At 64.4% G+C, this 25,626-nt stretch carries 27 protein-coding genes; 16 read left to right on the top strand and 11 right to left on the bottom strand.

Annotated features, from left to right (window positions below; all coding sequences use genetic code 11):
* Nucleotides 1–93: 93 nt before the first annotated feature.
* On the top strand, nt 94–1,056 hold the full coding sequence (trxB, locus tag BLS75_RS15945; RefSeq protein WP_011059299.1) for a thioredoxin-disulfide reductase: 963 nt from the start codon (nt 94–96) through the stop codon (nt 1,054–1,056).
* Between the two features lie 145 nt (nt 1,057–1,201).
* Here trxB and BLS75_RS15940 read toward each other — a convergent pair whose 3' ends face one another.
* The 6 genes from BLS75_RS15940 to BLS75_RS15915 form a co-directional block, all read right to left on the bottom strand.
* Nucleotides 1,202–1,540 carry a HopJ type III effector protein gene (locus BLS75_RS15940; protein ID WP_019093350.1) on the bottom strand — a complete coding sequence of 113 codons (339 nt, stop codon included), beginning with the start codon at nt 1,538–1,540 and terminating at the stop codon, nt 1,202–1,204.
* Entirely contained in the window at nt 1,537–1,848 is a 312-nt protein-coding gene (locus tag BLS75_RS15935; RefSeq protein WP_169892840.1) for a DUF1244 domain-containing protein, read from the bottom strand. The genes BLS75_RS15940 and BLS75_RS15935 overlap by 4 nt, the downstream gene beginning before the upstream one ends.
* A 42-nt stretch (nt 1,849–1,890) precedes the next feature.
* Nucleotides 1,891–2,271, bottom strand: a complete 381-nt coding sequence (folX, locus tag BLS75_RS15930; RefSeq protein WP_011059302.1) for a dihydroneopterin triphosphate 2'-epimerase — start codon at nt 2,269–2,271, stop codon at nt 1,891–1,893.
* Nucleotides 2,272–2,273: 2 nt separating this feature from the next.
* Nucleotides 2,274–2,834: a GTP cyclohydrolase I FolE gene (folE, locus tag BLS75_RS15925; RefSeq protein WP_011059303.1), complete on the bottom strand. Its 561-nt coding sequence runs from the start codon at nt 2,832–2,834 to the stop codon at nt 2,274–2,276.
* A 23-nt stretch (nt 2,835–2,857) separates the two neighbouring features.
* Nucleotides 2,858–3,568 carry a dihydromonapterin reductase gene (gene folM, locus BLS75_RS15920; protein WP_072451264.1) on the bottom strand — a complete coding sequence of 237 codons (711 nt, stop codon included), beginning with the start codon at nt 3,566–3,568 and terminating at the stop codon, nt 2,858–2,860.
* Nucleotides 3,569–3,744: 176 nt separating this feature from the next.
* Nucleotides 3,745–4,314, bottom strand: a complete 570-nt coding sequence (locus BLS75_RS15915; RefSeq protein WP_011059305.1) for an antibiotic biosynthesis monooxygenase — start codon at nt 4,312–4,314, stop codon at nt 3,745–3,747.
* A 211-nt stretch (nt 4,315–4,525) separates the two neighbouring features.
* On the opposite strand from BLS75_RS15915, the gene BLS75_RS15910 reads away from it, so the two are divergent.
* Entirely contained in the window at nt 4,526–5,467 is a 942-nt protein-coding gene (locus BLS75_RS15910) for a MerR family transcriptional regulator (protein WP_072451263.1), read from the top strand.
* 11 nt (nt 5,468–5,478) lie between these two features.
* On the opposite strand, the gene BLS75_RS15905 is transcribed toward BLS75_RS15910, so the two are convergent.
* Both BLS75_RS15905 and BLS75_RS15900 read right to left on the bottom strand, forming a co-directional pair.
* On the bottom strand, nt 5,479–6,084 hold the full coding sequence (locus BLS75_RS15905; protein ID WP_011059307.1) for a hypothetical protein: 606 nt from the start codon (nt 6,082–6,084) through the stop codon (nt 5,479–5,481).
* A gap of 68 nt (nt 6,085–6,152) precedes the next feature.
* Nucleotides 6,153–6,611, bottom strand: coding sequence for a PAS domain-containing protein (locus BLS75_RS15900; protein WP_072451262.1), 459 nt, complete (start codon nt 6,609–6,611; stop codon nt 6,153–6,155).
* Between the two features lie 154 nt (nt 6,612–6,765).
* Here BLS75_RS15900 and BLS75_RS15895 point away from each other — a divergent pair, with 154 nt between their 5' ends.
* A complete protein-coding gene (locus tag BLS75_RS15895; protein ID WP_015634186.1) occupies nt 6,766–7,221 on the top strand; it encodes a flavodoxin in 456 nt (151 codons plus the stop codon).
* Here the strand turns inward: BLS75_RS15895 and BLS75_RS15890 are convergent.
* The gene (locus BLS75_RS15890) at nt 7,202–8,098 is read right to left on the bottom strand and encodes a LysR family transcriptional regulator (RefSeq protein ID WP_072451261.1); all 897 of its coding nucleotides are present in this window, start codon (nt 8,096–8,098) and stop codon (nt 7,202–7,204) included. The genes BLS75_RS15895 and BLS75_RS15890 overlap by 20 nt on opposite strands.
* A gap of 98 nt (nt 8,099–8,196) precedes the next feature.
* On the opposite strand from BLS75_RS15890, the gene BLS75_RS15885 reads away from it, so the two are divergent.
* The 9 genes from BLS75_RS15885 to BLS75_RS15845 all read left to right on the top strand — a co-directional run bounded on the left by BLS75_RS15885 (nt 8,197) and on the right by BLS75_RS15845 (nt 19,177).
* On the top strand, nt 8,197–8,583 hold the full coding sequence (locus tag BLS75_RS15885) for a CidA/LrgA family protein (RefSeq protein ID WP_011059311.1): 387 nt from the start codon (nt 8,197–8,199) through the stop codon (nt 8,581–8,583).
* Entirely contained in the window at nt 8,573–9,259 is a 687-nt protein-coding gene (locus tag BLS75_RS15880; protein ID WP_011059312.1) for an LrgB family protein, read from the top strand. The genes BLS75_RS15885 and BLS75_RS15880 overlap by 11 nt, the downstream gene beginning before the upstream one ends.
* Before the next feature lie 143 nt (nt 9,260–9,402).
* Nucleotides 9,403–10,185: a class II aldolase/adducin family protein gene (locus tag BLS75_RS15875; protein ID WP_011059313.1), complete on the top strand. Its 783-nt coding sequence runs from the start codon at nt 9,403–9,405 to the stop codon at nt 10,183–10,185.
* Complete coding sequence (locus tag BLS75_RS15870; RefSeq protein WP_072451260.1) at nt 10,185–11,087, top strand: alpha/beta fold hydrolase; 903 nt, start codon at nt 10,185–10,187, stop codon at nt 11,085–11,087. The genes BLS75_RS15875 and BLS75_RS15870 overlap by 1 nt, the downstream gene beginning before the upstream one ends.
* Nucleotides 11,088–11,225: 138 nt before the next feature.
* Nucleotides 11,226–12,137: an SDR family oxidoreductase gene (locus BLS75_RS15865; protein WP_011059315.1), complete on the top strand. Its 912-nt coding sequence runs from the start codon at nt 11,226–11,228 to the stop codon at nt 12,135–12,137.
* Nucleotides 12,138–12,320: 183 nt separating this feature from the next.
* Nucleotides 12,321–12,680, top strand: coding sequence for a hypothetical protein (locus tag BLS75_RS15860; RefSeq protein ID WP_019093356.1), 360 nt, complete (start codon nt 12,321–12,323; stop codon nt 12,678–12,680).
* Nucleotides 12,681–13,177: 497 nt separating this feature from the next.
* Nucleotides 13,178–14,968, top strand: a complete 1,791-nt coding sequence (locus BLS75_RS15855) for a DUF1302 domain-containing protein (protein ID WP_072451259.1) — start codon at nt 13,178–13,180, stop codon at nt 14,966–14,968.
* Nucleotides 14,969–14,992: 24 nt separating this feature from the next.
* Complete coding sequence (locus BLS75_RS15850) at nt 14,993–16,360, top strand: DUF1329 domain-containing protein (protein ID WP_072451258.1); 1,368 nt, start codon at nt 14,993–14,995, stop codon at nt 16,358–16,360.
* 261 nt (nt 16,361–16,621) lie between these two features.
* Nucleotides 16,622–19,177: a LuxR C-terminal-related transcriptional regulator gene (locus tag BLS75_RS15845; protein WP_072451257.1), complete on the top strand. Its 2,556-nt coding sequence runs from the start codon at nt 16,622–16,624 to the stop codon at nt 19,175–19,177.
* A gap of 10 nt (nt 19,178–19,187) precedes the next feature.
* On the opposite strand, the gene BLS75_RS15840 is transcribed toward BLS75_RS15845, so the two are convergent.
* The gene (locus BLS75_RS15840) at nt 19,188–19,982 is read right to left on the bottom strand and encodes an IclR family transcriptional regulator (RefSeq protein ID WP_072451256.1); all 795 of its coding nucleotides are present in this window, start codon (nt 19,980–19,982) and stop codon (nt 19,188–19,190) included.
* Nucleotides 19,983–20,149: 167 nt separating this feature from the next.
* Between BLS75_RS15840 and hmgA the strand changes: the two genes are divergently transcribed.
* The 4 genes from hmgA (at nt 20,150) to BLS75_RS15820 (ending at nt 24,919) form a co-directional block, all read left to right on the top strand.
* Nucleotides 20,150–21,454, top strand: coding sequence for a homogentisate 1,2-dioxygenase (gene hmgA, locus BLS75_RS15835; RefSeq protein WP_011059321.1), 1,305 nt, complete (start codon nt 20,150–20,152; stop codon nt 21,452–21,454).
* 3 nt (nt 21,455–21,457) lie between these two features.
* Nucleotides 21,458–22,762 (top strand): fumarylacetoacetase, encoded by a 1,305-nt coding sequence (gene fahA / locus BLS75_RS15830; RefSeq protein WP_072451255.1) that lies wholly within the window; start codon nt 21,458–21,460, stop codon nt 22,760–22,762.
* Nucleotides 22,763–22,774: 12 nt separating this feature from the next.
* Nucleotides 22,775–23,413, top strand: a complete 639-nt coding sequence (gene maiA / locus BLS75_RS15825; RefSeq protein ID WP_015634196.1) for a maleylacetoacetate isomerase — start codon at nt 22,775–22,777, stop codon at nt 23,411–23,413.
* Nucleotides 23,414–23,551: 138 nt separating this feature from the next.
* Nucleotides 23,552–24,919 carry an MFS transporter gene (locus BLS75_RS15820; protein WP_019093361.1) on the top strand — a complete coding sequence of 456 codons (1,368 nt, stop codon included), beginning with the start codon at nt 23,552–23,554 and terminating at the stop codon, nt 24,917–24,919.
* A 13-nt stretch (nt 24,920–24,932) separates the two neighbouring features.
* Here BLS75_RS15820 and BLS75_RS15815 read toward each other — a convergent pair whose 3' ends face one another.
* Complete coding sequence (locus tag BLS75_RS15815; protein ID WP_072451254.1) at nt 24,933–25,400, bottom strand: GNAT family N-acetyltransferase; 468 nt, start codon at nt 25,398–25,400, stop codon at nt 24,933–24,935.
* Nucleotides 25,401–25,626 lie beyond the last annotated feature (226 nt).

Here is a 25,626-nt window from a genome sequence, read left to right as displayed (position 1 = left end):
AGCCTTCCCCAAGGTTTCGCCGTCCTTTTTTATTCCAGCCGGCAATCCGGCGTTCCGCGCCAGGCTAGCCGGGCCGGTCGATAGGAGTGAGTCATGTCTGAAGTACGCCATTCGCGTGTGATTATTCTCGGTTCCGGCCCTGCCGGTTACAGCGCCGCCGTCTATGCCGCCCGTGCCAACCTGAAGCCGCTGCTGATCACCGGCATGCAGGCCGGTGGCCAGCTGACCACCACTACCGAAGTCGACAACTGGCCCGGTGACGTGCACGGCCTGACCGGCCCGGCCCTGATGGAGCGGATGCGCGAGCACGCTGAGCGTTTCGAGACTGAAATCGTCTTCGATCACATCAATGCCGTGGACTTCGCTGCCAAGCCCTACACCCTGACCGGTGACAGCGCGACCTACACCTGCGACGCCCTGATCATCGCCACCGGTGCCAGCGCTCGCTACCTGGGCCTGCCTTCGGAAGAAGCGTTCATGGGCAAGGGTGTTTCTGCCTGTGCCACCTGCGACGGCTTCTTCTATCGCAACAAGCCGGTGGCAGTGGTCGGCGGCGGCAACACCGCGGTCGAGGAAGCCCTGTACCTGGCCAACATCGCCAGCACCGTGACCCTGATCCACCGTCGCGAAACCTTCCGCGCCGAGAAGATCCTGATCGACAAGCTCAACGCCCGGGTGGCCGAAGGCAAGATCATCCTCAAGCTCAATGCCAACCTGGACGAAGTCCTGGGTGACAACATGGGCGTGACCGGTGCCCGCCTGAAGAACAACGACGGCAGCTTCGACGAGTTGAAGGTCGACGGCGTGTTCATCGCCATCGGCCACACCCCGAACACCTCGCTGTTCGAAGGCCAGCTGACCCTCAAGGACGGTTACCTGGTCGTGCAGGGCGGCCGTGACGGCAATGCCACCGCCACCAGCGTCGAGGGCATCTTCGCTGCCGGCGACGTGGCCGACCACGTTTACCGCCAGGCCATCACCTCGGCCGGCGCCGGTTGCATGGCGGCACTGGACACCGAGCGTTACCTGGACGGCCTGCAGAACGCTTCGTTCTGATTTGCCACCCATAAAAAAACCGGCGCAAGCCGGTTTTTTTATGGGTGTTGCACGGTAGCAGCCGGCTTGCCGGCGAACAGGCCCTCGAGCCTTGCGCCGCTGTGCTGACGCCTTCGCTGGCGAGCCAGCTCCTACAGAATGCGGATCAGCGGCGGGTCAGCGGCTGGGCGGAGAACTTGACCCCGGCCAGGCCGTGAACGATCAGGGCGCGGATATTGCCGTGGTCAGTGCCTTCGGGGGTGGCCAGTACCGAGCGGTAGTGTTCGCCGAAGGCCAGCAGGGCCTCTTCGTCGCTCAGGCCTTCCAGCAGGGCCAGGCCCAAGGTCTTGCACGAACCTTCGTTCTGCCCGGCGGCGTTTTCCACGCCGCCGTTGTTGAAGGCCTGGGGCTGGTAGTCATAGCCGGCGGCGACAAAGGCCAGGGTGTCGGCAAAAGCGTGTTCACCGCTGTTCAGGCTGGCACGCAGGGTGTTCAGGTCAGTCATTGGGGTTTTCCTTTGGCGAACGCCGCTTGCTGCTCGGCGCTGGCTTCTTTCTGGTAGAGATTTTTCCATTCGGCGTAGGGCATGCCATACACCACTTCACGAGCGTCATCGAGGCTGACCTCGATCTGGCGTTCGTCGGCCTCGGCCTTGTACCACTTGGACAGGCAGTTGCGGCAGAACCCGGCGAGGTTCATCAGGTCGATGTTCTGCACGTCCTTGCGGCTGTCCAGGTGGGCCACCAGGCGGCGAAAGGCCGCGGCTTCCAGTTCCAGGCGTTGTTGTTCAGTCATGGGGTTTCTCCGGGACAGGGGCAAGCGCCCAGGCGGGCACTTACCACTTGTGGCAGTTTTCTAGGCGCTGGCGCGGCTGGCCGCGAGGGTGATGGACACCGACTCGGCAAAACGCAGGGCGTGGGGTTTGTCGACTTCGACTTCGGCGTACTGCACCGAGGCGTTGCTCATCACCAGGTCCAGCAGCTCCTGGGTCAGGCGCTCCAGCAGGGCAAAGCGGTTGCCCTCGACATGGGCAATGATCGCCTTGGTGATGGTGCGATAGTTCAGTGCGTGGTCGATGTCGTTGTCCCGCACCGCGTCCTGGGCCGCGTAGAGGATGGTCAGGTTGATCAGCACATCCTGCTTGTTGAGGATCTCTTCCTCGTTGATTCCGATGTAGGTCCGCAGGAGCAGGTCCTTGACTCGGATACGAGCCATTCCTGGCTGAAGTTGTGGCATTGCTACTTGCTCCGTCCAATCAATTGCAGGAATTCCTGGCGAGTGGTGCTCGAATCGCGGAAGGCGCCGAGCATCACCGAGGTGTGCATGGTGGAATTCTGTTTCTCGACGCCGCGCATCATCATGCACATGTGCTTGGCCTCGATCACCACCGCGACGCCGGCGGCCTGAGTCACGCTCTGTACCGCGTCGGCGATTTCCCGAGTGAGATTTTCCTGGATCTGCAGGCGCCTGGCGAACATGTCGACGATCCGCGCGATCTTCGACAGCCCCAGGACCTTGCCGGTAGGAATATAAGCCACATGGGCCTTGCCGATGAAGGGCAGCAGGTGATGTTCGCACAGGGAATACAGCTCGATGTCGGCGACTATCACCATTTCATCGCTGTCGGAAGCAAACAGCGCGCCGTTGACGATGTCCTCCAGCGACTGGCCGTAGCCGTGACACAGGTACTGCATGGCCTTGGCCGCGCGCTTGGGGGTATCGAGCAGGCCTTCGCGCTCGGGGTCTTCGCCCAGGTCCTTGAGGATCTCGCGATAGTGCTGGGGCAGGGAAAGGGTCATGCAAGGTCCTCACAGGGGCTGGCTTACTTGAGGTGCCGCCCGCCGTTGACGGTCAGGGTGGTGCCGGTGACATAGGGGTTGTCCAGCAGATAGCGCAGGCTCTGGTAAATCACTTCGCTGCCGGGTTCGATGCCCAGCGCGGATTTGGCCAGGGTCTTGGCGCGGTACGCCGCGTCGTCGTCGGGGTTGAACAATAGCAGGGCCGGGGCAATGCCGTTGACCTTGATTGTCGGGGCGTATTTCGCTGCGAAGGACAGGGTCAGGCTGTCCAGGCCGGCTTTGCTGGCGCAGTAGGCGATGTGCTTGCTGCTGCCCTTGCGAGTCACGTCGTCGCTGATGTGGATGATGTCTGCCGGGCTCGAGCGCTGCAGCAACTCGGCGCAATGCAGGTTGATCAGGTAGGGCGCCAGCATGTGCACGCCGAACATCCGGGCAAAGGCCGCTGCTTCGTCGCCAGGGCTCTCCTCCAGCCATTCCGAGGCGTTGTGGACGATGGCCCGAAGGCTCTGGGTACGGTTTTTCAGCTCGGTGATCAGGGCCATGATCCCGGCTTCGCTGGAGAGATCGGCGAACAGCAGGGTCGCGCCCTTTTCCCGCAGGGCCTCAAGGCCCGGGCGCTGGCTGCGGTAGGTGACGATCACCGGCTGCCCGTCTTGGAGCAGGCGCAGGGCGCAATGCAGGCCGACTCGCTGGCTGGCGCCGGTGATCAGGATCGGGGCAGGAGAGGTGTTCATGAAGGGCTCGCGTCGCGGGTAGAGGGAAAACTATACCAGCGAGGGAAGACCCTGTGCCTGCAGGCAACGGGCTTGCCGGCGAATGCGATCTTGCGGGGTTTTTTCGTTGGCAAGCCAGCTTCTACGGTAGGCGCAAGTATTGCGCGAGGTGTGGTAGGAGCCGGCTTGCCGGCGAATCACGGATTCTGCGTCGAGGGGGTGGCCGGCAGCGGTCGGGCCGGTGTGCTGTTGAGCCAGTTGGCCAGCAGCCGGGTGGACAGCGGAATGAAGAAATAGACCATCAGCGGGGTCAGGGCCAGGGTGCTGACAAATACCCGAGGCAGCAGGCTCAGGTCGCCGAGCAACGGGCCCAGGACAAAGTTGAACAGCAGCGACACCGGGAAGAATGCCAGCCAGATGGCCACGGCCTGCTTCCAGCGCGGCGGGCGATGGCCGGCGGCGCCGAACCAGCCGTCGATACCGCTGACCCGGTGCTCCGAAGGGTGGGCGAACAGGTCGCTGCCCCGGGCCAGCCAGGCCGTACGCGAGGCGGAGTGTTCCCAGGTATGCAGGGTGGATTCGTCGGCGAAGCGGAAGATGATCTGGAATTCGTCATCGTTGGGTGGCGGCGCAAGAACGCCGGAACCCAGGTAGCCGGGAAAGTCGGTGGCCAGTTGTTCGCCTTCGCGCAGCCAGGCGATCAGGTCCTGGTAACGGCCGTCGGCAACGCGCCGGGCAACCATCAGGGTGACGGGTGAGGTAGACATTATGTATCTCCGTAAAACCAATGCGCTGCCTGGGTAAGGCAGTCGCTTGACGAGGCACCGGGGTGGCGGGCCGCGCCTGAAGCAAGCAAGGATTATTCCTGATTACTGCCCAGGCACCAATGACGGCGGTCGGTTTTTCTCGTGCTTGAAGCATCGCCACCTGAGGGGAGTAGAATGATCGCCACTTTGTTTCCCGGTGTTTTCTTCCCAGATGCCCGTCATGACTGAACTTGCCCCCGTCCCTCACGCCCCCGAAGCCGTTCGTCAGGACGAGTTGTTTCCGATCCGTGAGGTGGCGCGCCTGACCGGAATCAACCCGGTGACCCTGAGGGCCTGGGAACGACGCTACGGTCTGATTCAGCCGACACGCACCGAAAGTGGGCATCGCCTGTACTCCATGCACGATGTTGAGGCGGTGCGTGAGATTCTCGGGTGGATCGAACGCGGCGTGGCGGTGAGCAAAGTGGGCAAGATCCTGGCCAAGGGCCGGGCTGCCCAGGCCCAGCTCAAGGCTCCGGTGGATGGCGGCTTGCAGGGCGAATACGGCCAGTGGCGCGATCAATTGAAGCTGGCGGTCAGCGCGTTCGATGAGGAGCAGCTTGAGCGCCTCTACGGGCAGATCTTCTCCAGCTATGCCTTGCCGGTGGTGTTCCAGGACATCTTCCTGCCGTTCTGGAAGCAGTTGCTGCTGGCGCGCGAGGCTTTTGGCCAGACCAGCGAATGGCTGTTCCTGGATGGCTTCCTGCGGGCGCGGATTACCCAGCGCCTGCTGTTGCAACGCGCCACCCAGAGCCGCTATCTGCTGCTGACGGCGCTCAACGAGCAATGCCGCGAACTGGAGCTGCTGGTGGCGGCGCTGATGCTCGGGCAGGACCCGATCGGTGTGCGCCTTCTAGGCCCGGGTGTGCCGCTGGAGGAACTGACCCTGGTCTGCGAAAAGATCGCGCCGGTAGCCCTGGTGGTGTTTTCCAATCACGCACCCTCGGCCGAGTTGCCCAAGCGCCTCAAGCGCCTGGCACTGACCCTGGATTGCCCATTGCTGCTGGCCGGGGACGCGGCGGACCTGGCCCAGGACAGCCTGGTCGGTTCGCCGGTGGCTTGCCTGGGTAACGAGGGGCGCTTGATGCAGCAGCGCCTGCGCGGGTTCCTTTGAGGCGCTAGCCTTCAGGCGTGCAGTGCCGGATGGCTGTGGCGGTGCTGCTGGAGGATGAACTGGCGCAGGCGCTCGGTTTCCTCCAGGTCGCTCTGATCCAGGCGGTAGGCGTAGAAACCGGCTTCGGTCTGGCGCTCGAAGCGCCCGTGCAGGGCAATCCGTTCATAGCCCGAGGGGCTGAACCACTGGGCGAACTGCCGCGGTGGCCGGGTACCGTTGCGGATCTCCACCAATATTCCCTTGAACGAGACCTCCCGAACCCACAGGCGGCCAGGCTGGCCCCTGGCATTTTCCAGGGCCACCGGCTGCTCCAGGGCCAGGCGCCAGGGGCGCACCATGGGCCCATCCTCGAAGATGCTCGGCACCCCCAGCCGCAGGTGCAGGGCATGGAATTCGTCTTCCACCAGCTGCAGCGGGAAGGTCATCTGCTGATTGTCGAAACGGGCCTGGATGGTGACCTTTTCATTGGCCGCCAGGCGCGTCAGCAGGTCACGGATCTGCGCGCCGCCATTGACCATCAGGCTCGAGGTGGTATCACGCACATTGAGCTGCGGGTTGTGCTGCATGGTCTGGATGAAGTCCAGTTCATCCTGGGTGAGGAGGGCGTCACGCTGCATGATGTTGCTCGGAGGGTGGAGGACAGATCGGCGGGGAATATCCCTACGACCACGAATTCCGCGATTTATTAGTGGCCGCTGGTCGCCTTGAGGGCGGCCAGTTCAGCTTGCACTTCGGCCAGTTGCTGCTCCAGCTGGAGCAAGCGTTGCTGGGCCTTGACCTGGACGCTGACGTCTTTTTGCACGCCGATGAAATAGGTCAGCTGATCACTGTCATTGAATACCGGGGTGATCGACAGCTCATTCCAGAAGTGAGTGCCGTCCTTGCGGTAGTTGCGCAGCACCTCGCGGCACGGCCGGCCTTGTCGCAGGGCCTGGCGGATCACTTCCAGGCCTGGCTGGTCACGGTCCCCGGATTGCAGGAAGCGGCAATCCTGGTACAGCACTTCGTCGGCGCTGTAGCCGGTCAGCCGCTCGAAGGCCGGGTTCACATAGATCACGATGTTGTCTTCGCCTTCCTGCTCGGCGACCACAATCCCGTCGTTGGAGGCGTTGATCATCCGTTGCAGCAGATGAGCGTTGATCATCCTGAAGTTCCGCTTTCGATCAGCAAGTGCTGGAGTGTAAGAGAGGCTGGCCCGCTGTCCACCAGCGCTTTGCAGCAGAGGTGGCGGCACAGGCGGGATTTTACTCCGTAGCTGTTAATATCCCAGCCTTTTAGTCAGCTTCAGGATCAGATTGATGAAAGTCGCCATCCTTTCCGGCTCGGTGTACGGCACGGCTGAAGAAGTCGCCCGGCATGCCGCCAAACTCCTCAACGCCGCAGGTTTCGAGGCCTGGCACAACCCGCGCGCCACTCTGGCCGAGCTTCAGGCCTTCGCCCCGCAGGCGTTTCTGGCCGTGACCTCCACCACCGGCATGGGCGAGTTGCCGGACAACCTGCTGCCGCTGTATTCGAGTATTCGCGATCAGTTGCCTGCCGCCTGGCGCGGGTTGCCCGGAGCGGTCATCGGCCTGGGGGATTCCAGCTACGGCGATACCTTCTGTGGCGGTGGCGAGCAGATGCGCGAGCTGTTCGCCGAGCTGGGCGTGCAGGAAGTGCTGCCGATGCTGCGCCTGGACGCCAGCGAGAGCGTGACCCCGGAAACCGACGCCGAGCCCTGGCTGGCCGAGCTGATCAGCGCCCTGCGGGGCTGACCGGCTGTTCCCGCAGCAGCGCCAGCCAGGCTTGCGCTGCCTTGGACAGATAAGCGCCCTGGCGCCAGATGAAGGCGATATCCCATCGCAGGTAGTCCGGCGCCTTCAAGGTCAGGCGCACCACCCCAGGCCGCACCAGGCCACGGGCCACCACACTGGGCAACAGCACCACGCCCTGGCCGGCGGCCACCAGCGCCGCCAGGAAGTCCGCCTGGCCGCTGCGCCCGCCTTCCCTGGGGGTGAAACCCACCTGCTGGCAGGCCTGCAACAGCCGGTCGTTGAGCACGAAACTGCGCTGGTACAGGAGGAACGGCGTGTCCGCCAGTTCTTCCAGGCGTACCTGGGCGTTCATCGCCAAGGGGTGATCGGCGGGCAGCAAGGCATCCAGCGGTTCATCGCAGAAGGGCTGGTAGGCGAACGCCGGGTCCTTGGGGGTCAGGCTGCCCCCCAGTTCCAGTTCGCCGTTGCGCACCGCCTGTTCGACATTCAGGCTGCCGCCTTCGAGCAACTGCACCTGGATATTCGGATAGCGCCGGCGGTATTCGGCAAAACGGCTGGCGAACAGCGCGTCACTGCCTAGCAGCGGCAGCCCCAGGCGCAGTTCCCCCCGTGCCAGCTGGCTGAGGTCGTCCAGTTCGCTGAGCAGTTCGTGGCGCAGGCGCAACATGCCTTCGGCCCGTTGCAGTACCACGTTGCCGGCGGCGGTGAGGTGGATGTGCGAACCCTGGCGCTCCAGCAAGGGCGTGCCGAGGCTCTGTTCCAGCTGGGCGATCTGCTTGCTGACCGCCGACTGGCTGATGTGCAAGGTCTTCGCCGCCTGGGTGAAGCCGCCCTGGCGGATCACCTCGACAAAGCTGCGCAGTTGTTTGAAATCCATGGCGGTGATTCCAGATTGGAATGGCTTCCAGTCTAACAATTCGCTTCGGTAATGATGGGGCTTTTCATAAAATAAGCCCCTGAGAGGACCGAACCACCATGAACATTTCCACCTGCAAACGCCTGGGCCGCTTGATTCTTGAACTGGCGGTGCTGCTGGCCATCTATTTTCTCGGCTGCCAACTGGCCAGCTGGCTGCCCTGGCCGATTCCTGGCGGGGTCATGGGCCTTGCGCTGTTGCTACTGGCCTTCGCCCTGGGCTGGGTCAAGCCGGCGGCCCTGCAGCTGGGGGCCGGCCTGTTGATGGCCGAGATGCTGCTGTTCTTCATTCCCGCACTGATGAGCCTGCTGGACTACGGCGGCCTGCTGCGCCAGGACGGCTGGCGGATTCTGCTGGTAATAGGCGTCAGCACCCTGCTGGTGATGCTGGTGACAGCCTTGACCGTGGAACTGGTGTGCCGCTGGAGGATGCGCCATGAAGCTTGAAGCCATGCCGGTGTTCTGGCTGGCCCTGACCCTGGGCGCCTACCTGTTCAGCCGCTGGATCTACCGGCGCACCGGGCGCTACCTGCTGTCACCGCTGATTCTGGTGCCGGCCCTGCTGCTGGCGGTCGCCGTGCCGCTGCACACCGCCTACGCCGAATACGCCGCCAATACCCACTGGCTGATGCTGGTACTGGGGCCGGTGACCGTGGCCTTCGCCATTCCCATCTGGCAGCAACGGCAACTGCTGATGCGCCACTGGTCGGCATTGCTGCTGGGCATGCTGGCGGGCAGCGCGGCTTCCATTGGCAGCTCGTTCGGCCTGGCCAAGGCCCTGGCCCTGGACAGCTCGGTGACCCTGTCCCTGGTGCCGCGCTCCATCACCACGCCGTTCGCCATGCCCCTGGCCCATGACCTGGGCGGCGTACCCGAGCTGACCGCGGTATTCGTGATGTTCACCGGGGTGTTCGGGGCCATGCTCGGCGGTGTGCTGCTGCGCTGGCTGCCGCTGCGCAGCGCCCTGGCCCGCGGTGCCCTGTTTGGCGTCGGGGCCCATGGTGCAGGGGTCAGCCGGGCCCATGAAGTGGGGGGAGAAGAAGGTTCGGTGGCAGGGCTGGTGATGGTCCTGACCGGGCTTCTGAACCTGTTCGCCGCCCCTTTGCTGGCGTCGTTGCTTTGACGCGCAAGCCCCGGGCCAGGGCCTGATTCCCGGCTGACCCGCACGGCCATCAAGCTGGCTGCCAATGCAACTCCGCCAGCGGCGTGAGCTGTCTAGACTCTGGAGGTCCTCTTCCTATAAGAACCATCACCGAGGTCCTTGCCGTGAGCCTAGCCCCCGTTCAATCGACACCGAGTGTAAAAAACCAGGTCAGCGCCATCGAGTGGCAAACCCGCGTGGACCTGGCCGCCTGCTACCGCCTGGTGGCGATGCATGGCTGGGATGACCTGATTTTCACCCACATATCCGCCAAGGTGCCGGGCACCGAAGATTTCCTGATCAACCCGTTTGGCCTGATGTTCCACGAGATCACCGCGTCGAGCCTGGTGAAGGTCGACCAGGCGGGCAACAAGCTGATGGACAGCCCCTACGAGATCAACCCGGCGGGCTACACCATTCACAGCGCGGTGCATGCGGTGCGTCACGATGTGGTTTGCGTGCTGCACACCCATACCGCGGCCGGGGTTGCGGTGTCGGCGCAGAAGCAGGGCGTGTTGCCCATCAGCCAGCAGTCGCTGTTCGTGTTGTCGAGCCTGGGTTACCACCCCTATGAAGGTGTGGCCCTGAACCCCGAGGAGAAGGTCCGGCTGCAGGCCGACCTGGGGGACAACAGTTTCCTGATGCTGCACAACCATGGCCTGCTCACCTGCGGCGCGACCATCGCCGACACCTTCCTGATGATGTTCACCTTCCAGCGCGCCTGCGAGATCCAGGTGTTGGCGCAGAACGGCGGCGCCGAGTTGATTGCCATCCCTGCGCCGATCCTGGCCGGGGCCAGGGCGATGATCGCCGGTGTCACCCGCAGCGCTCAGGGCATGGGCGGCGCTCTGGCCTGGCCGGCCCTGCTGCGCAAACTCGATCAACTCGACCCGGGTTACACACTCTGATGCCTATTGCCGAGATCCCGCTGTGCGTGTGGCGTACACGCGGACATGACCTGCTCTTTCGCGGCCAGCGCATCCGTTACTGGGTAGCCGGGCAGGGCGAGCCGCTGCTGCTGATCCATGGCTTTCCCACCGCCAGCTGGGACTGGCACTACCTGTGGCAGCCCCTGGCCCGGCATCATCAGGTGATCGCCTGCGACATGCTGGGCTTCGGCGATTCGGCCAAGCCCCTGGAGCATGACTACAGCCTGCTGGAGCAGGCTGACCTGCAGCAGGCGCTGCTGGCCCATCTGGGTATCGCCGAGCCGGTGCATCTGCTGGCCCACGACTACGGCGACAGCGTTGCCCAGGAGTTGCTGGCCCGGCACTACGAAGAGCGGATCGATATCGCCAGTTGCGTGTTTCTCAACGGCGGCCTGTTCCCGGAAACCCATCGCCCGGTGCTGACCCAGAAGCTGCTGCTCAGCCCGCTGGGCTGGATGCTCGGGCGCACGTTCAGCCGCCAGGGCCTGGCCAAGAGTTTCCGGCAGATATTCGGCCCCCAGAACCGCCCCAGCGAGTCGGTGCTGGATGATTTCTGGAGCCTGGTGCAGAGCAACGATGGCCCGCGAATCCTGCACAAGCTGATCGGCTATATCCCTGAACGCCGGGCCCGGCGTGAACGTTGGGTCAGTGCCATGCAGCGCGGCGAGGTGCCCCTGCGGGTGATCGATGGTGCCCTGGACCCGATTTCCGGGGCACACATGGTGGAGCGCTATCGGCAATTGATCCCACGGGCCGACACGGTGCTGCTGCCGAGCATCGGGCATTACCCGCAGATCGAGGCGCCCCTGGCGGTGCTCAAGCATTACCTGGAGTTTCGCGGCAATCTGCTGTCGCCATCATCACGGTTGGCGTGTTCCTGAACCCCGCGGCCTTGAGCGGGCAAGGCGATTATCCCGCTGCCTTATTGCGCACCATTCAGGTCAAAACGTTTTTATTGTGACCAAAGGCTGGCTGCCTGACACTCGAAGCATTGTCCATTGGCCCTGCTGGAGTTCGGTATGAGTGAGTCTGTGCGCTTGGAAGATAAAGTGGTGATCGTCACCGGGGCCGGCGGTGGCCTGGGCCGGGCCCATGCACTGCTGTTCGCCCGGCACGGCGCCAAGGTGCTGGTCAACGACCTCGGCGGCTCGGCCCAGGGCGAAGGCGCCAGCGCTTCGGCCGCCGACCGCGTGGTGGCGCAGATCCGCGAGGCCGGCGGTATCGCCGAAGCCAGCCATGACTCGGTCACCGACGGTGAAAAGATCGTGCAGAACGCCCTGGATGTGTTTGGCCGGGTCGATGTGGTGGTCAACAACGCCGGGATCCTGCGGGACAAGACCTTCCACAAGATGGAGGACGCCGATTGGGACCTGGTGTATCGGGTGCATGTCGAGGGGGCCTACAAGGTCACCCGCGCCGCCTGGCCACACCTGCGCGACCAGGGGTATGGCCGGGTGATCTTCACCGCTTCCACCTCGGGCATCTATGGCAACTTCGGCCAGTCCAACTACGGCATGGCCAAGCTCGGCCTGTACGGCCTGACCCGGACCCTGGCCATCGAAGGGCGCAAGAACAACATCCTGGTCAACGCCATCGCGCCCACCGGCGGTACGCGGATGACCGAGGGGCTGATTCCGCCCCAGGTGTTCGAGCAGCTCAAGCCCGAACTGGTCAGCCCGCTGGTGGTGTACCTGGGCAGCGAGCAGTGCCAGGAAACCTCCGGCCTGTTCGAAGTGGGCGGCGGCTGGATCGGCAAGGTGCGCTGGGAGCGCAGCCTGGGCGCCGGCTTCGACCCTCGCCAGGGCTTTTCCCCGGAAGACGTGGCGGCCCACTGGCAGCAGATCTGCGACTTCGAGGGCGCGGCGCACCCCAAGGACAATATCGAGGCGTTGAAGGAGATGATGCAGAATCTGCAAAAGTACGCCCTCTGAAGCGCCCCTTTGTCCATCCCCTATCGCCTGTGCCAGGGTGATAGGGGCCGGCTTCTGGCGCTCAGTGCGCCGGGTTTTCAGCACTGGATGCATCACCCCGCCGGGCCCTGGCCCCGGCGGTTTTACTCCTGCAGCGTTCGTCACTATGCTCGACGGTCCGCGAACGAACAGGGAGTGCTGCATATGTATGAGTCAAAGGATCAGCCGGTATTGTCGCGGCTGCTGTTCATCCGCCGTTTATGCATGCATGGGCTGGTGGTGCTGGCGCTGATCATCTTCTCGGTGCTGCTGGGTATCAGCGGCCTGCTGTACTTCGAACAAGACATTTCCTTTCATGACGCCTTGTATGACGCGGCCATGATCCTCGGCGGCATCGGCCCCATCAACATGCCGCAAACCCCTGGTGGCAAACTGTTTTTTGCCAGCTACGGGCTTTATACCAACCTGGTCTTCGCTGCCACCCTGGGCTTGATCCTGTCCCCAGTGGCGCACCGTCTGCTGCACAAGTTTCATTACGACGAGAGCGAGGACGACGCGGCGTAGTTGCCACTTTCCTCTGGTGTTCCAGGCATAAAAAAGGCCGCTGCAAGAGCAGCGGCCGAAGCAAGACGTTAGATCAAGGAGCTACAAAATCAACGTCGGTGAACCAGGGGCAGCAGCTTGAATCACACGCCTTCAAGCGGCTGGAAATCATTCCCGGGAACAACTCGTGCCCGGTACTTGCAAGGTCAGTGGCAAGCGGTTGTTTGCCGTGACTGCGAGTGAAGAATAAGCCCTGGCCGGGTACGGAAAAATAGCGATTCAGGACAAGGACTGTTACAGCCTGAGCAACAGTCTGAGCGTTTTTTCGCCCCGGTCATCCCCCTGCATCGACGCCCCTGATAAGCCTGCATCCAGCCGCTGGATAACCCCTTGAACGGCCCTGATGGCAAGGGCACTAATCCCTTCGAGTGACAGCGCGAATACCTCCTTGGTGCGCTTATCGACCGTGCTACCCCGGCAGTAGGGTGAGGCCTCCTGTCACTCACCGGGGAAGACGCATGACAAGAATAACAATGCGCGCCATCTTCAAACCGCAGGCGCTGGCCGTCGCGGTGGCGCTGGGCTGCTGCGCCCAGGCGCAGGCGGTGTCGTTCAACATCGGGGAAATCGAAGGGCAGTTCGACTCGTCGCTATCGGTTGGTGCCAGCTGGGGCATGCGCAATGCCGACCGCGCCTTCGTCGGAACGGTCAATGGCGGTACCGCCCAGTCGTCCACCGGCGACGATGGCCGCCTGAACTTCAAGAAGGGCGAAACCTTCTCGAAGATCTTCAAGGGCCTGCATGACCTGGAACTCAAGTACGGCGACACCGGGGTCTTCGTTCGCGGCAAGTACTGGTACGACTTCGAGCTCAAGGACGAAGACCGCGAGTTCAAGCCCATCAGCGACCACAACCGCAAGGAAGGCGCCAAGTCCTCGGGGGCGCAGATCCTCGATGCCTTCGTCTACCACAACTATTCCATTGCCGACCTGCCGGGTACCGTGCGTGCCGGCAAGCAGGTGGTCAGCTGGGGCGAGAGCACCTTCATCGGCAACTCCATCAACAGCATCAACCCGGTGGACGTCTCGGCCTTTCGCCGCCCCGGCGCCGAAATCAAGGAAGGCCTGGTACCGGTGAACATGCTGTTCGCCTCCCAGGGCCTGACCAACCAGCTGACCGTGGAAGGCTTCTATCAGCTGGAGTGGGACCAGACCGTGGTGGACAACTGCGGCACCTTCTTCGGCAACGACGTGGTGGCCGATGGCTGCACCACCGGCTACACCGTCGGCAGCCCGGCCATCGCGCCGTTGCAACCGGTGGCGGCGGGCTTCGGCCAGGGCTTCCAGGTGACCCGCGAAGGGGTGATCCTGCCCCGCGGCGGTGATCGTGATGCCCGCGACTCCGGGCAGTGGGGCGCAGCCCTGCGCTGGCTCGGCGATGACACCGAGTACGGCCTGTACTTCATGAACTACCACTCCCGCAGCCCGGTGGTGAGTACCACCACGGCCAATGTCAGCGCAGCGACCCTGGGCGCCATTGCCGGCGTCGCCAACGGCATCGTTCCGGGTTCTGGCAGTGGCCTGGTGCAAAGCGTGATGCTTGGCCGTGGCCAGTACTACCTCGAATACCCGGAAGACATCCGCCTGTATGGCGCCAGTTTCTCCACCACCCTGCCCACCGGCACCGCCTGGACCGGCGAGATCAGCTATCGGCCCAACGCGCCGGTGCAGGTCAACACCAACGACCTGACCCTGGCCCTGCTCAACCCTATTTCCGGGGGCGCGGCGTCGCCGATCAAGACCGCCATGGGGGCCGACAACACCGGCTACCGGCGCAAGGAAATCACTCAGATCCAGAGTTCCATGACCCAGTTCTTCGATCAGGTGCTGGGGGCCGACCGCCTGACCCTGGTGGGCGAGGCGGCCGTGGTCCACGTCGGAGGCCTGGAAGACAAGAGCAAGCTGCGTTACGGCCGGGACTCGGTGTACGGCCAATACGGCTACGGGGGCGACACCGACGGTTTCGTCACGGCCACCTCCTGGGGTTATCGCGCCCGGGCCATCCTCGACTACAGCAACGTGATCGCCGGCATCAACTTCAAGCCCAACCTTTCCTGGTCCCATGACGTCAACGGCTACGGGCCCAACGGCCTGTTCAACCAGGGCGCCAAGGCCCTGAGCGTTGGCGTGGATGCCGACTACCGCAATACCTACACCGCCAGCCTCAGCTACACCGACTTTTTTGGCGGGCGCTACAACACCCTGACCGACCGGGACTTCCTCGCGTTGAGCTTTGGCGTGAACTTCTGAACCGGCACAAGAAGGAGCATTTGAATGCGCAAGATGATTCTGCAATGCAGCGCCCTGGCACTGGGGTTGTGGGCGGCCAACCTGATGGCCGCCGTGAGCCCGGAAGAAGCCGCCAAGCTGGGAGCCAGCCTGACCCCGGTGGGTGCGGAAAAAGCCGGTAATGCCGACGGCTCGATCCCGGCCTGGACCGGAGGCATTCCCAAGAATGCCGGGGCGGTGGACAGCAAGGGCTTTCTCGCCGACCCGTTCGTCAATGAAAAACCGCTGTTCATCATCACCGCGGCGACGGTGGACAAATACAAGGACAAGCTTTCGGACGGCCAGGTGGCGATGTTCAAGCGCTACCCGGACAGCTATCGGATCCCGGTCTACCCCACTCACCGCAGCGTCGGCCTGCCACCCGAGATCTACGAGTCGGCCAAGCGTAGCGCCTTGAGCGTGACCACTACCAACGACGGCAACGGCCTGGCCAATTTTACCGGCAACCGTTACTACGCCTTCCCGATTCCGAAGAACGGCATCGAGGTGCTGTGGAACCACCTGACCCGTTATCACGGCGGCAACCAGAAGCGCATCGTTACCCAGGTCACCCCGCAGACCAACGGCAGCTACACCTCGATCCGTTTCGAGGAAGAGGTGGCGGCGCCGCAACTGATCCCGGACCTGGACCCGGCCAAGGCGGCCAACGTGCAGAACTTCTTCAAGCAGTCGGTGACCGCCCCGGCGCGGCTGGCGGGCAACGTGCTGCTGGTCCACGAGACCCTGGACCAGGTCAAGGAACCGCGTTCGGCATGGATCTACAACGCGGGCCAGCGTCGCGTGCGCCGCGCCCCGCAAGTGGCCTACGACGGCCCGGGCACCGCCGCCGACGGCCTGCGCACCTCGGACAACTTCGACATGTTCTCCGGTGCTCCCGACCGTTACGACTGGAAGCTGGTGGGCAAGAAGGAGATGTACATCCCCTACAACAGCTACAAGCTGGATTCCCCGAGCCTCAAGTACGACGACATCGTCAAGGCCGGGCACATCAACCAGGACCTGACTCGCTATGAGCTGCACCGGGTCTGGGAAGTGGTGGGCACGGTCAAGCCCAACCAGCGGCACATCTACGCCACTCGGCACATGTACATCGACGAGGACAGCTGGCAGGTGGCCCTGGTGGACCACTATGACGGGCGCGGCCAACTGTGGCGGGTAGCCGAAGGTCATGCGCAGTACTACTACGACCACCAGGTACCGGCCTACACCCTGGAGGCCCTGTATGACCTGAACGCCGGCCGTTACCTGGCCCTGGGCATGAAGAACGAAGAGAAGCACAGCCTGGAGTTCGGCTTTACCGCCAAGGCGGCCGACTACACCCCGGCGGCCCTGCGCGCCAGCGGAGTGCGCTAGGCGCCTCTTGGGTTGCAGTGGAGCAATGGTCGAGCCGCACGCTCCTGGGGCGTGCGGCTTTTTATGGCGGCCAGTCCTGGCAAGCGAGCGTCCTCGCCACAGTCGCGGTAATACTGCGTTCCTCTTGACTGGCAGTTATCCGACTGCCTGGTCGGTTTTTTTATGGGGGCTGATCAGCCTGCTGAATACTTCTTCAACTGGCCGGGAGGTCGGGGCTAGGGTGGGGCTACGCTGGCTAAAACTATAAAAAGGCACGCCGCAATGACCGCCATGACTCGTTGTCCAGAGCGTCCCGGGTTCATGCCCCGTTTGTCCTCCCATCATTTTTCCCGCAGCCGCCTGAGCGCGCCGTTGCTGGCCTCCGGTGCGCGGGTCAAGCTGCTTTGCGCGCCTGCCGGCAGCGGCAAGACGGCGCTGCTGGCTGAGTGCCTGCAACAGGCACCGGAGACCTGCCGGGTGAGCTGGTTGCCGTTGTCCGGCGGGCGGCATAGCCCGCAGGGGCTGTGCGCTGCCCTGGCCCAGGCCATGGGGCTGGAGCGCGATGACGAAGCCTCGGTGCTGCAGCACCTGGCGCACCTGCAGGCGCCGGCCTGGATCTTCATCGATGACTATTGCCGGGTCGCGGCTGCGGACCTGGACCTGCTGCTCGATCGCCTGCTGAGCCTGGACAACCCGCAGTTGACCTGGTGGCTGGGTTGCCGTCGCCGGCCCCTGTGCAACTGGCCACGCCTGCTGCTGGACGATCAGTTGTTCGAGCTGGACGGCCCGGCACTGGCATTCAGCCAGACCGAGATCGAGCAACTGCTGCAACGGCTACCGCAACCCCTGTGTGCGCAGACCGCCAGTCGCATTCTGCAACGCAGTGGCGGCTGGTGCGCCGGGGTGCGCATTGCCTTGCTGGAAGGCAGCGAGCTGACGATTCAGCCCTGCAAGCCGGGGCGCCCCAATACCTTGCTGGAGTACCTGGAGCACGAGCTGTTCAGCGTGCTGCCGGCGGAGCTGGCGCAAGTCTGGCAAGTACTGGCGCACCTGCCACGTTTCAACGCCGAGCTGTGCGAGCATCTGTTCGGCGTCGGGGAGGGTGCCCAGTACCTGCGGACCCTGCAGGACATGGCCTGCTTCATCGAACCCTGGGACGGTGGCGGCGACTGGCTCCAGGTGTTTCCGCCGCTGGCCCGGCTAATGCGCGACGAAGCCTGGCCGGGCGGGCGCTCCTGGCATCGCCGGGCCTGCCAGTGTTTCATTGCCCAGGAGGATTGGCAGTCGGCCTTTGAGCAGGCGCTGCGGGCCCAGGAGTATGAAGTCGCGGTCAGCCTGCTGGAGCATTTTAGTTTCGAGTTCCTGTTCCAGCAGGACAATGCGCTGCTGTTGCTGCAACTGCATGAGCGCCACGGTGGCGAGCTCTTGCTGGTGTCGCCGCACCTGGTGGGGCTGCTGGTTGCGGCCATGCTGTTTGCCGGGCGCTTCGAGCAGGCCGGGCAGTGCATGGCGCAGATGGCCCGGTTCGCCCCCCAGCCCTCGGCAGCGCAGCAGCGTCAGTTGCTGGCCCGCTGGCAGGCACAGCAGGGCTGGCTGCTGCACCTGAGCGGGCGGATGGTGGCGGCGCGGCAGCATTTTATCGAGGCCCTGGAGGAGCTGGCGGACAGCGCCTGGACCACCCGCCTGCTGTGCCTGTCGGGGCTGACCCAGCAGGCCCTGCTGGGTGCGGAGCTGGATGTGGCCCAGGCCCTCAATCGTGAAGCCCTGTGCCTGGCCCGGGCCCAGGATGCCCAGCTGTTCGAAGGCCTGCTGGAACTGGACCATGCCCAGTTGCTGGAGCAAAGGGGCGCGCCGCATCGGGCCCAAAGCCTGCTGGAGCAGGTCTGTGAGCGCTTGTCGATGCAGGCGCTGCGGGCGACCCCGCTGCTCGGTCGCATCGCCCTGCGTCTCGGTCGCCTGGCCTTGCGCCAGGGGCATGCAGAGCAGGCGGCCGGCTACTTTCGCAGCGGCCTCGAGGATTGCCTGCTGAGTCACGACAAGCGTGCCTTGTATGGTTTCCTCGGCCAGGCCCAACTGGCGGCCAACCAGGGTGATTATGCCCAGGCCTTCGTGCGCCTGCGGGATGCGGAGCGGCTGATGCAGCAGCGGCAGATTCCCGACACGGTGTACCGGGGCGTGCTGTTGCAGGTCAGCAGCCAGCTCTGGCTGCAACAGGGGCGACCGGAGCTGGCTCAGGAGGCCTTGAGCCGCTTGCTCCGGCACTTTCGCGGCCCCCAGGCGCTACAGGCGCCACCGGCCACCCTGGAGTTGATTCCGGGGATCGAATACCTGCTGGTGCTGGCCGAGGTGCACCTGGGGCGGGCCCAGGCGCCGATCGCTACCTTGCAGGGGCTGCTGGCCCGGGCCCAACGCCACGGCATGCAGGGGTTGGAGGCCGAGGTGCAACTGGCCCTGGCCGAGGTCGCCCACCTGCAAGGCAACCCGGCGCTGGCGCAGGAAGCATTGCAGGCGGGGCAGGCACTGGTGCAGCGATGCAACCTGCCGCAGGCACTGCACGAACTGCGCCTGCGGCAACCACTCTTGCTGGCTGCGGGGGAAACGCTGCAGACGCCGTCATCGGCAGGCCCCCTGGAAAACCGCGAAAGCCTGCTCAGCCTGCGGGAACTGCAAGTGCTGCAACTGATTGCTCAGGGCTGTTCAAACCAGCAGATCGCCGAGCAATTGTTCATTTCCCTGCATACCGTGAAGACCCACGGGCGCCGGATTCACAGCAAGCTGGGGGTGGAGCGGCGTACCCAGGCGGTAGCCAAGGCCCAGGCCCTGGGGCTGATGAGTTGAGCGCCAGCGGTTATTGCGGCTGATAACCCATGCGCCAGCTCACTGCAGAGCTGGCCGCCAGCAGACGTTGGGCTGCGGGCCCATGTTCATCGGCGTGGAACAGCGACGTTGGCCCTACCACGGTCAGCACCGCGGCGATCTTGCCGGTGGCATCGAACACCGGCGCCGACAGGGCATCGACACCGGGCATCAGCAAACCGTGGACATGGTGCAGCCCGCGCTGGCGAATCTGCTCGGCCAGGGCATCGTGCACCTGCTTGTCGGCCAGGGCGTGGGGGCTGCCGGTTGCCAGTTCCTGCTGGCGCAGGTCGAGGGTTTCGCGCTGTGGCAGGTAGGCGTTGAACACCAGCCCGGTGGATGAACTGAGCAGTGGCAGCACCGAGCCCAGTTGAGTGACCACGGTCACCGCCCGCACCGCCGGTTCGATATGCACCACCGTCGCGCCCTGGTTGCCCCACACCGCGAGGAAGCAGGTTTCGTTCAATTCGTCCCGCAGTTCCACCAGGGGCAGGGTCGCGACTTTCAGTACGTCCATGCTGCCCAGGGCGGCCAGGCCTACCCGCAGGGCTTCGCGGCCCAGGCCGTAGTGATTGGTGGCGCTGTTCTGTTCGGCAAAGCCGCTGGCAATCAAGGCCTGCAGGTAGCGATGCACCTTGCTTGCCGGCATCTGCACATGTTCGGCCAGGCGCGAAAGGGAAGTGGCCGGCGACAGTTCGGCCAGGGCCTTGAGGATGTCGGTACCGACCTCGGCCGAGCGGACTTTCTGTTTACCGGTGCTGTCGCTGATGCTGCGCGGCTTTTCCATGGAGGCATTGGGGTCCCGTGACAAGTGGCGGTCTTTATAGCTTGACGCTCCTGGGCAATCAAATTACGTTATGCGTAATTGGATTACGATAAAAATAACCCAGGCGTGCCGATAGCTCTTGTGAGGGAGTGGTGGGCCCCTGCCTATTCCAACTTCCAGGAGGCTCCATGAACCTCGATTCTTCGGCGTCGGCCCTCAGCTACCAATCGGGCTTCGGCAACGAATTTGCCAGCGAGGCCCTGCCAGGGGCGCTGCCCGTCGGCCAGAACTCCCCGCAAAAAGCCCCTTATGGCCTGTACGCCGAACTGTTTTCCGGCACCGCCTTCACCATGACCCGCAGCGAAGCCCGGCGTACCTGGATGTACCGCATCCAGCCCTCGGCCAAGCACCCGGCTTTCGCCAAGCTTGCGCGCCAGCTGGCAGGCGGCCCCCTGGGTGAGGTCACCCCCAACCGCCTGCGCTGGAGCCCCCTGCAGATTCCAAGCGAGCCCACCGATTTCATCGACGGCCTGGTGGCGATGGTGGCCAACTCGGCGGCGCAGAAGCCGGCGGGTATCAGCGTCTATCACTACCGTGCCAATCGCTCGATGGAGCGGGTGTTCTTCAATGCCGATGGCGAGCTGCTGCTGGTGCCGGAGCTGGGCCGCCTGCGCATCGTCACCGAACTGGGCATGCTGGACCTGGAGCCATTGGAAATCGCCGTGCTGCCTCGCGGGCTGAAATTCCGCATCGAACTGCTGGACCCGCAAGCCCGCGGCTACGTCGCCGAGAACCACGGTGCGCCGCTGCGCCTGCCGGACCTTGGGCCGATTGGCAGCAACGGCCTGGCCAACCCCCGGGATTTCCTGGCCCCGGTGGCTCATTACGAAGACCTGCGCCAGCCCACCACGCTCGTCCAGAAGTACCTCGGCGAGCTCTGGGGCTGCGAGCTCGACCATTCGCCACTGAACGTGGTGGCCTGGCACGGCAACAACGTGCCGTACAAATACGACCTGCGTCGTTTCAACACCATTGGCACCGTCAGCTTCGACCACCCGGACCCGTCGATCTTCACCGTATTGACCTCGCCCACCAGCGTGCCGGGCCTGGCCAACCTGGACTTCGTGATCTTTCCGCCACGCTGGATGGTGGCCGAGAACACCTTCCGTCCACCGTGGTTCCACCGCAACCTGATGAACGAGTTCATGGGCCTGATCCAGGGCGCCTACGATGCCAAGGCCGAAGGCTTCCTGCCCGGCGGCGCGTCGCTGCACAGTTGCATGAGCGCCCACGGCCCGGACGGCGAGACCTGCACCAAGGCGATCAACGCCCAGTTGCAGCCGGCCAAGATCGACAACACCATGGCCTTCATGTTCGAGACCAGCCAGGTGCTGCGCCCGAGCCAGTTCGCCCTGGAGTGCCCAGAGCTGCAGAACGACTACGATGCTTGCTGGGCCTCGCTGCCCGTCACCTTCAACCCGAATCGGAGATAACCCATGACCTTGCCCACCATCACCCGTAGCTGGGTCGAGTCCGCCAACGGTCACCCCGACTTCCCGTTGCAGAACCTGCCCCTGGGCGTCTTCAGCACCCAGGGCTCGGCGCCCCGCAGCGGGGTCGCCATTGGCGAACAGATTCTCGACCTGGAAGCGGCGCTGGATGCCGGGCTGTTCGAAGGCCAGGCCCAGGCTGCGGTGCAGGCGGCCCGTGGCGGCCAGCTGAATGCGTTCTTCGAACTCGGCCGCCCGGCCCGGATCGCCTTGCGCGAACGCCTGCTGGAACTGCTCGGCGAAGGCAGCAGCCTGCGCGGCAAGATCGAGGCCCAGGGGGCGAAACTGCTGCCCCTGGCCGCGGACTGCCAGATGCACCTGCCGGCCAAGATCAACGATTACACCGACTTCTATGTGGGCATCGAACACGCGCAGAACGTCGGCAGGCTGTTCCGCCCCGACAACCCGCTGCTGCCCAACTACAAGTACGTGCCGATCGGCTACCACGGTCGCGCCTCCACTATCCGTACTTCCGGTGCCGACGTGCGCCGGCCCAAGGGCCAGACCCTGCCGGCCGGGCAGTCCGAACCGACCTTCGGCCCCTGCGCGCGCCTGGACTACGAACTGGAGCTGGGCATCTGGATCGGCCAGGGCAACGAGATGGGCGAGCCCATCGCCATTGGCGACGCCGCCGAACACATCGCCGGGTTCTGCCTGCTCAACGACTGGTCGGCGCGGGATATCCAGGCCTGGGAATACCAGCCGCTGGGCCCGTTCCTGTCGAAAAGCTTCATTACCAGCATTTCGCCCTGGGTGGTGACCGCCGAGGCCCTGGAGCCGTTCCGCCAGGCCCAGGCCCCGCGCCCTGAAGGCGACCCGCAACCGCTGCCGTACCTGCTGGACAAGCGCGACCAGGCCGGCGGTGGCTTCGACATCGAACTGGAAGTGCTGCTGACCACTCGCACCATGCGCGAGCAGGGCCTGCCGGCACACCGCCTGACCCTGAGCAACAGCCGGTACATGTACTGGACCGTGGCGCAGATGGTTGCGCACCACAGCGTCAACGGCTGCCAGTTGCAGGCCGGCGACCTGTTCGGTTCGGGCACCTTGTCCGGCCCAGAGAGCGGCCAGTTCGGCAGCCTGCTGGAGATCACCGAAGGCGGCAAGAAACCCATCGAACTGGCGTCCGGCGAGGTGCGCAAGTTCCTCGAGGACGGCGATGAAATCATCCTGCGCGGGCGTTGCAGCCGTGAGGGTTTCGCCTCCATCGGCTTCGGCGAATGCCGTGGCACGGTCCAGCCGGCACGTTAAGGGAGAGCCCCCATGCAGCTCTATACCTACTACCGCTCCACTGCGTCCTACCGGGTGCGCATCGCTCTGGCCCTCAAGGGCCTGGAGTTCCAGGCCATACCGGTCAATCTGCTGGTGCCCAAGGGCGGTGCGAATCGCCAGCCGGAGTACCTGGAGATCAACCCGCAGGGCCGGGTGCCGGCCCTGCGGACCGATGAAGGCGACCTGCTGATCCAGTCGCTGGCAATCATCGAGTACCTGGAGGAGCGTTATCCACAGGTGCCGCTGCTGTCCACGGACCTGGTCAGCCGCGCCCGGGAACGGGCGGTTGCCGCGATCATCGGCTGCGACATTCATCCGCTGCACAACTCCAGCACCCAGAACCTGCTACGGGAATGGGGTCATGAGGAAGCGCAACTGCTGGTGTGGATCGACCACTGGATCAGCCAGGGGCTGGCGGCCCTGGAGCAACTGATCGGCGACCAGGGCTTCTGTTTTGGCGATGAGCCGGGGCTGGCCGATGTGTTCCTGATTCCCCAGCTGTATGCGGCCGAGCGTTTCAAGGTGTCCCTGGACGCCTATCCGCGGATCCTCCGGGTCGCGGCCCTGGCCGCCGAGCACCCGGCGTTCCAGGCCGCGCACCCGGCCAACCAGCCGGATACGCCAGCCTGAACCTGCACGCTGCCCGGTATTCGGGGCAGCGTGGCATCCGCATCACCCAGGCCCCGCAACGGGGCCTGAGCGGTCACCGCCTGTGACCTGCGCAACACTGCTGCCCATAACCATAAAAAACCGAACAGGTACCTTGCGATGCAAAATCAGATTGCCAGCTTTCGTGCTGCGCTCGACGCCCGCCCGGTGTCCCGCTACCAGTGGTTGCTCTTGTTGCTTCTCGCCTTGCTGCTGGTCACTGACGGCTACGACGCCCAGGTCCTGGGCTATGTGGTGCCGGCCCTGGCCCAGGACTGGGGGCTGGAGAAGGCCGCCTTCGGCCCGGTGTTCAGCGCCAACCTGCTGGGCCTGACCCTGGGGTCCCTGGCGGTGACGCCCCTGGCCGACCGTTTTGGCGTGCGCCGGATCCTGCTCGTTTGCGTGCTGATCTACGCCAGCCTGACGGTGCTGATGGTGTTCGCCAATTCCCTTGAAAGCCTGATGGCCGCCCGTTTCATCTGTGGCATCGGCATGGGTGGGGCGATGCCCAGCGCGATGGCGCTGATGTCCGAATATTCGCCGCCGCGCCTGCGCACCCTGATGGTGACCCTGGCCGCCTGCGGTTTCTCCTTTGGCGGCGCGGCGGGTGGTTTCGTTGCCGCCGGCTTCATCGATCGCTTTGGCTGGGAAGCGGTGTTCCTCGCCGGCGGCATCACGCCGCTGCTGCTGTTTCCTTTCCTGCTCTGGCGCCTGCCCGAATCGCTGCCGCGCCTGCTGCGGGACGCGCCGCCCTATGCGCGGCTGCGCAAGGTCACCGCACAGATGCTCCCGGACTGGCAACCGCCGGCCGCAGTGCTCAACAGCGGTGAGCAGGCGGACAGCAAGCTCACGGTGCTGGAGTTGTTCCGCCACGGCTATGCACGGCCGACCTTGCTGATCTGGGCGACCTTTTTCGTCAGCCTGATCCTGCTGTATTTCATGATCAGCTGGTTGCCGACGCTGCTGCTGGAGAGTGGCCTGGCCCTGAAGCAGGCCAACCTGGTGACTTCGATGTTCCTCTTCGCCGGCACCCTCGGCGCGATCTGCATGGCCTGGTTCGCCGACCGCCTGAAACGCAAGGTGCGCCTGCTGGCCGCGGTGCTCAGCGCCGCCGCACTGTGCACCGTGCTACTGGGGTTGAACCACGACAACCCGCGCTACCTGGTGGTGTTCGTGTTTGCCGCGGGCTTCTGCATCATCGGTGGCCAGTTGACCCTGAATGCCTTCGCCAGCAACTTCTACCCGGCCCAGGTACGCGCCACCGGCACCGGCTGGGCTTTGGGCGTGGGGCGTTTTGGTTCGATCCTCGGTCCGCTGTTCGGCAGCATGCTGCTGGCGATGCATATTCCGGTGCAGCAGATTTTCTTCTTCTGCGCGATTCCGGCCCTGCTTGCGGCGTTGTTGATCATCCAGGTGCGTTCGCCCCTGGCGTCGGCCTCGGGTGAGGCGGGGCCGGCCGCGCAACGGCAGGCCCCGCTCAAGTCCTGAGGGGCAGGGTGGTTCAGCGTGCCAGGTGCTTGATCATCGGCACGCAGGCCAGGGTCAGGCCCCGGGGCGACTGGTACTGGGCGATGCGCTCACCGACGAAGCCGCAGTGGCGATAAAAGTCGGCGGCGTTGAGGGTCGAATCCAGGATCAGGTGGGGCAACTCGGCTTCCAGCGCCCGCTCTTCGAGGTACTCCATCATCTTGCGGCCGATGCCGCGTCCCATGTAGGCCGGGTCGACGAACACCGCGTCGACCTGCCCGGTCTCCAGGTCGAGCATGCCGCTGGCGGTCACCTGATTGTCGATGACCGCGACGTGGCCGGTGTTTTCCACCACTTCGATGAAGTAGTCGCTCAGTTCGCCAGCCGTCCAGACCTGGAGGTCCGCTTCGGGGTAGTGGCCGGCGCACTGCTGGTTGATGGCCTGGTTGCGAATGTCGAAGACCCGTTGTGCGTCGGCGCCGTGGGCTTTTCTGATGAGCATGCTGTGTCCGTTCCCTGGGGTTAGCCGCCCATCCTGCCAGAGCCCGGGCGCTGCTGTCATGCGGCCCTGGCCTGGATCAGCAACAGCCCCCAGCCGTTGGCGTGGTGCCGGGGTGGCGCGGGTGTAAATGCTGGAGGAAGCGTTCGGCGCTGTTCATGCTTTTTCATTCTTGCAGCAGGCAGGAGGGCGGCGGGCCTTGTTGCACGGCAGGCGCGAAACAGCGCGG

It is taken from the genome of Pseudomonas sp. NFPP12 (genome assembly GCF_900103205.1).
GTDB classification, from domain to species: Bacteria; Pseudomonadota; Gammaproteobacteria; order Pseudomonadales; family Pseudomonadaceae; genus Aquipseudomonas; species Aquipseudomonas protegens.
Note: the sequence above shows the minus strand (reverse complement) of the source record. Positions and strands in the feature narration are given on the sequence as shown.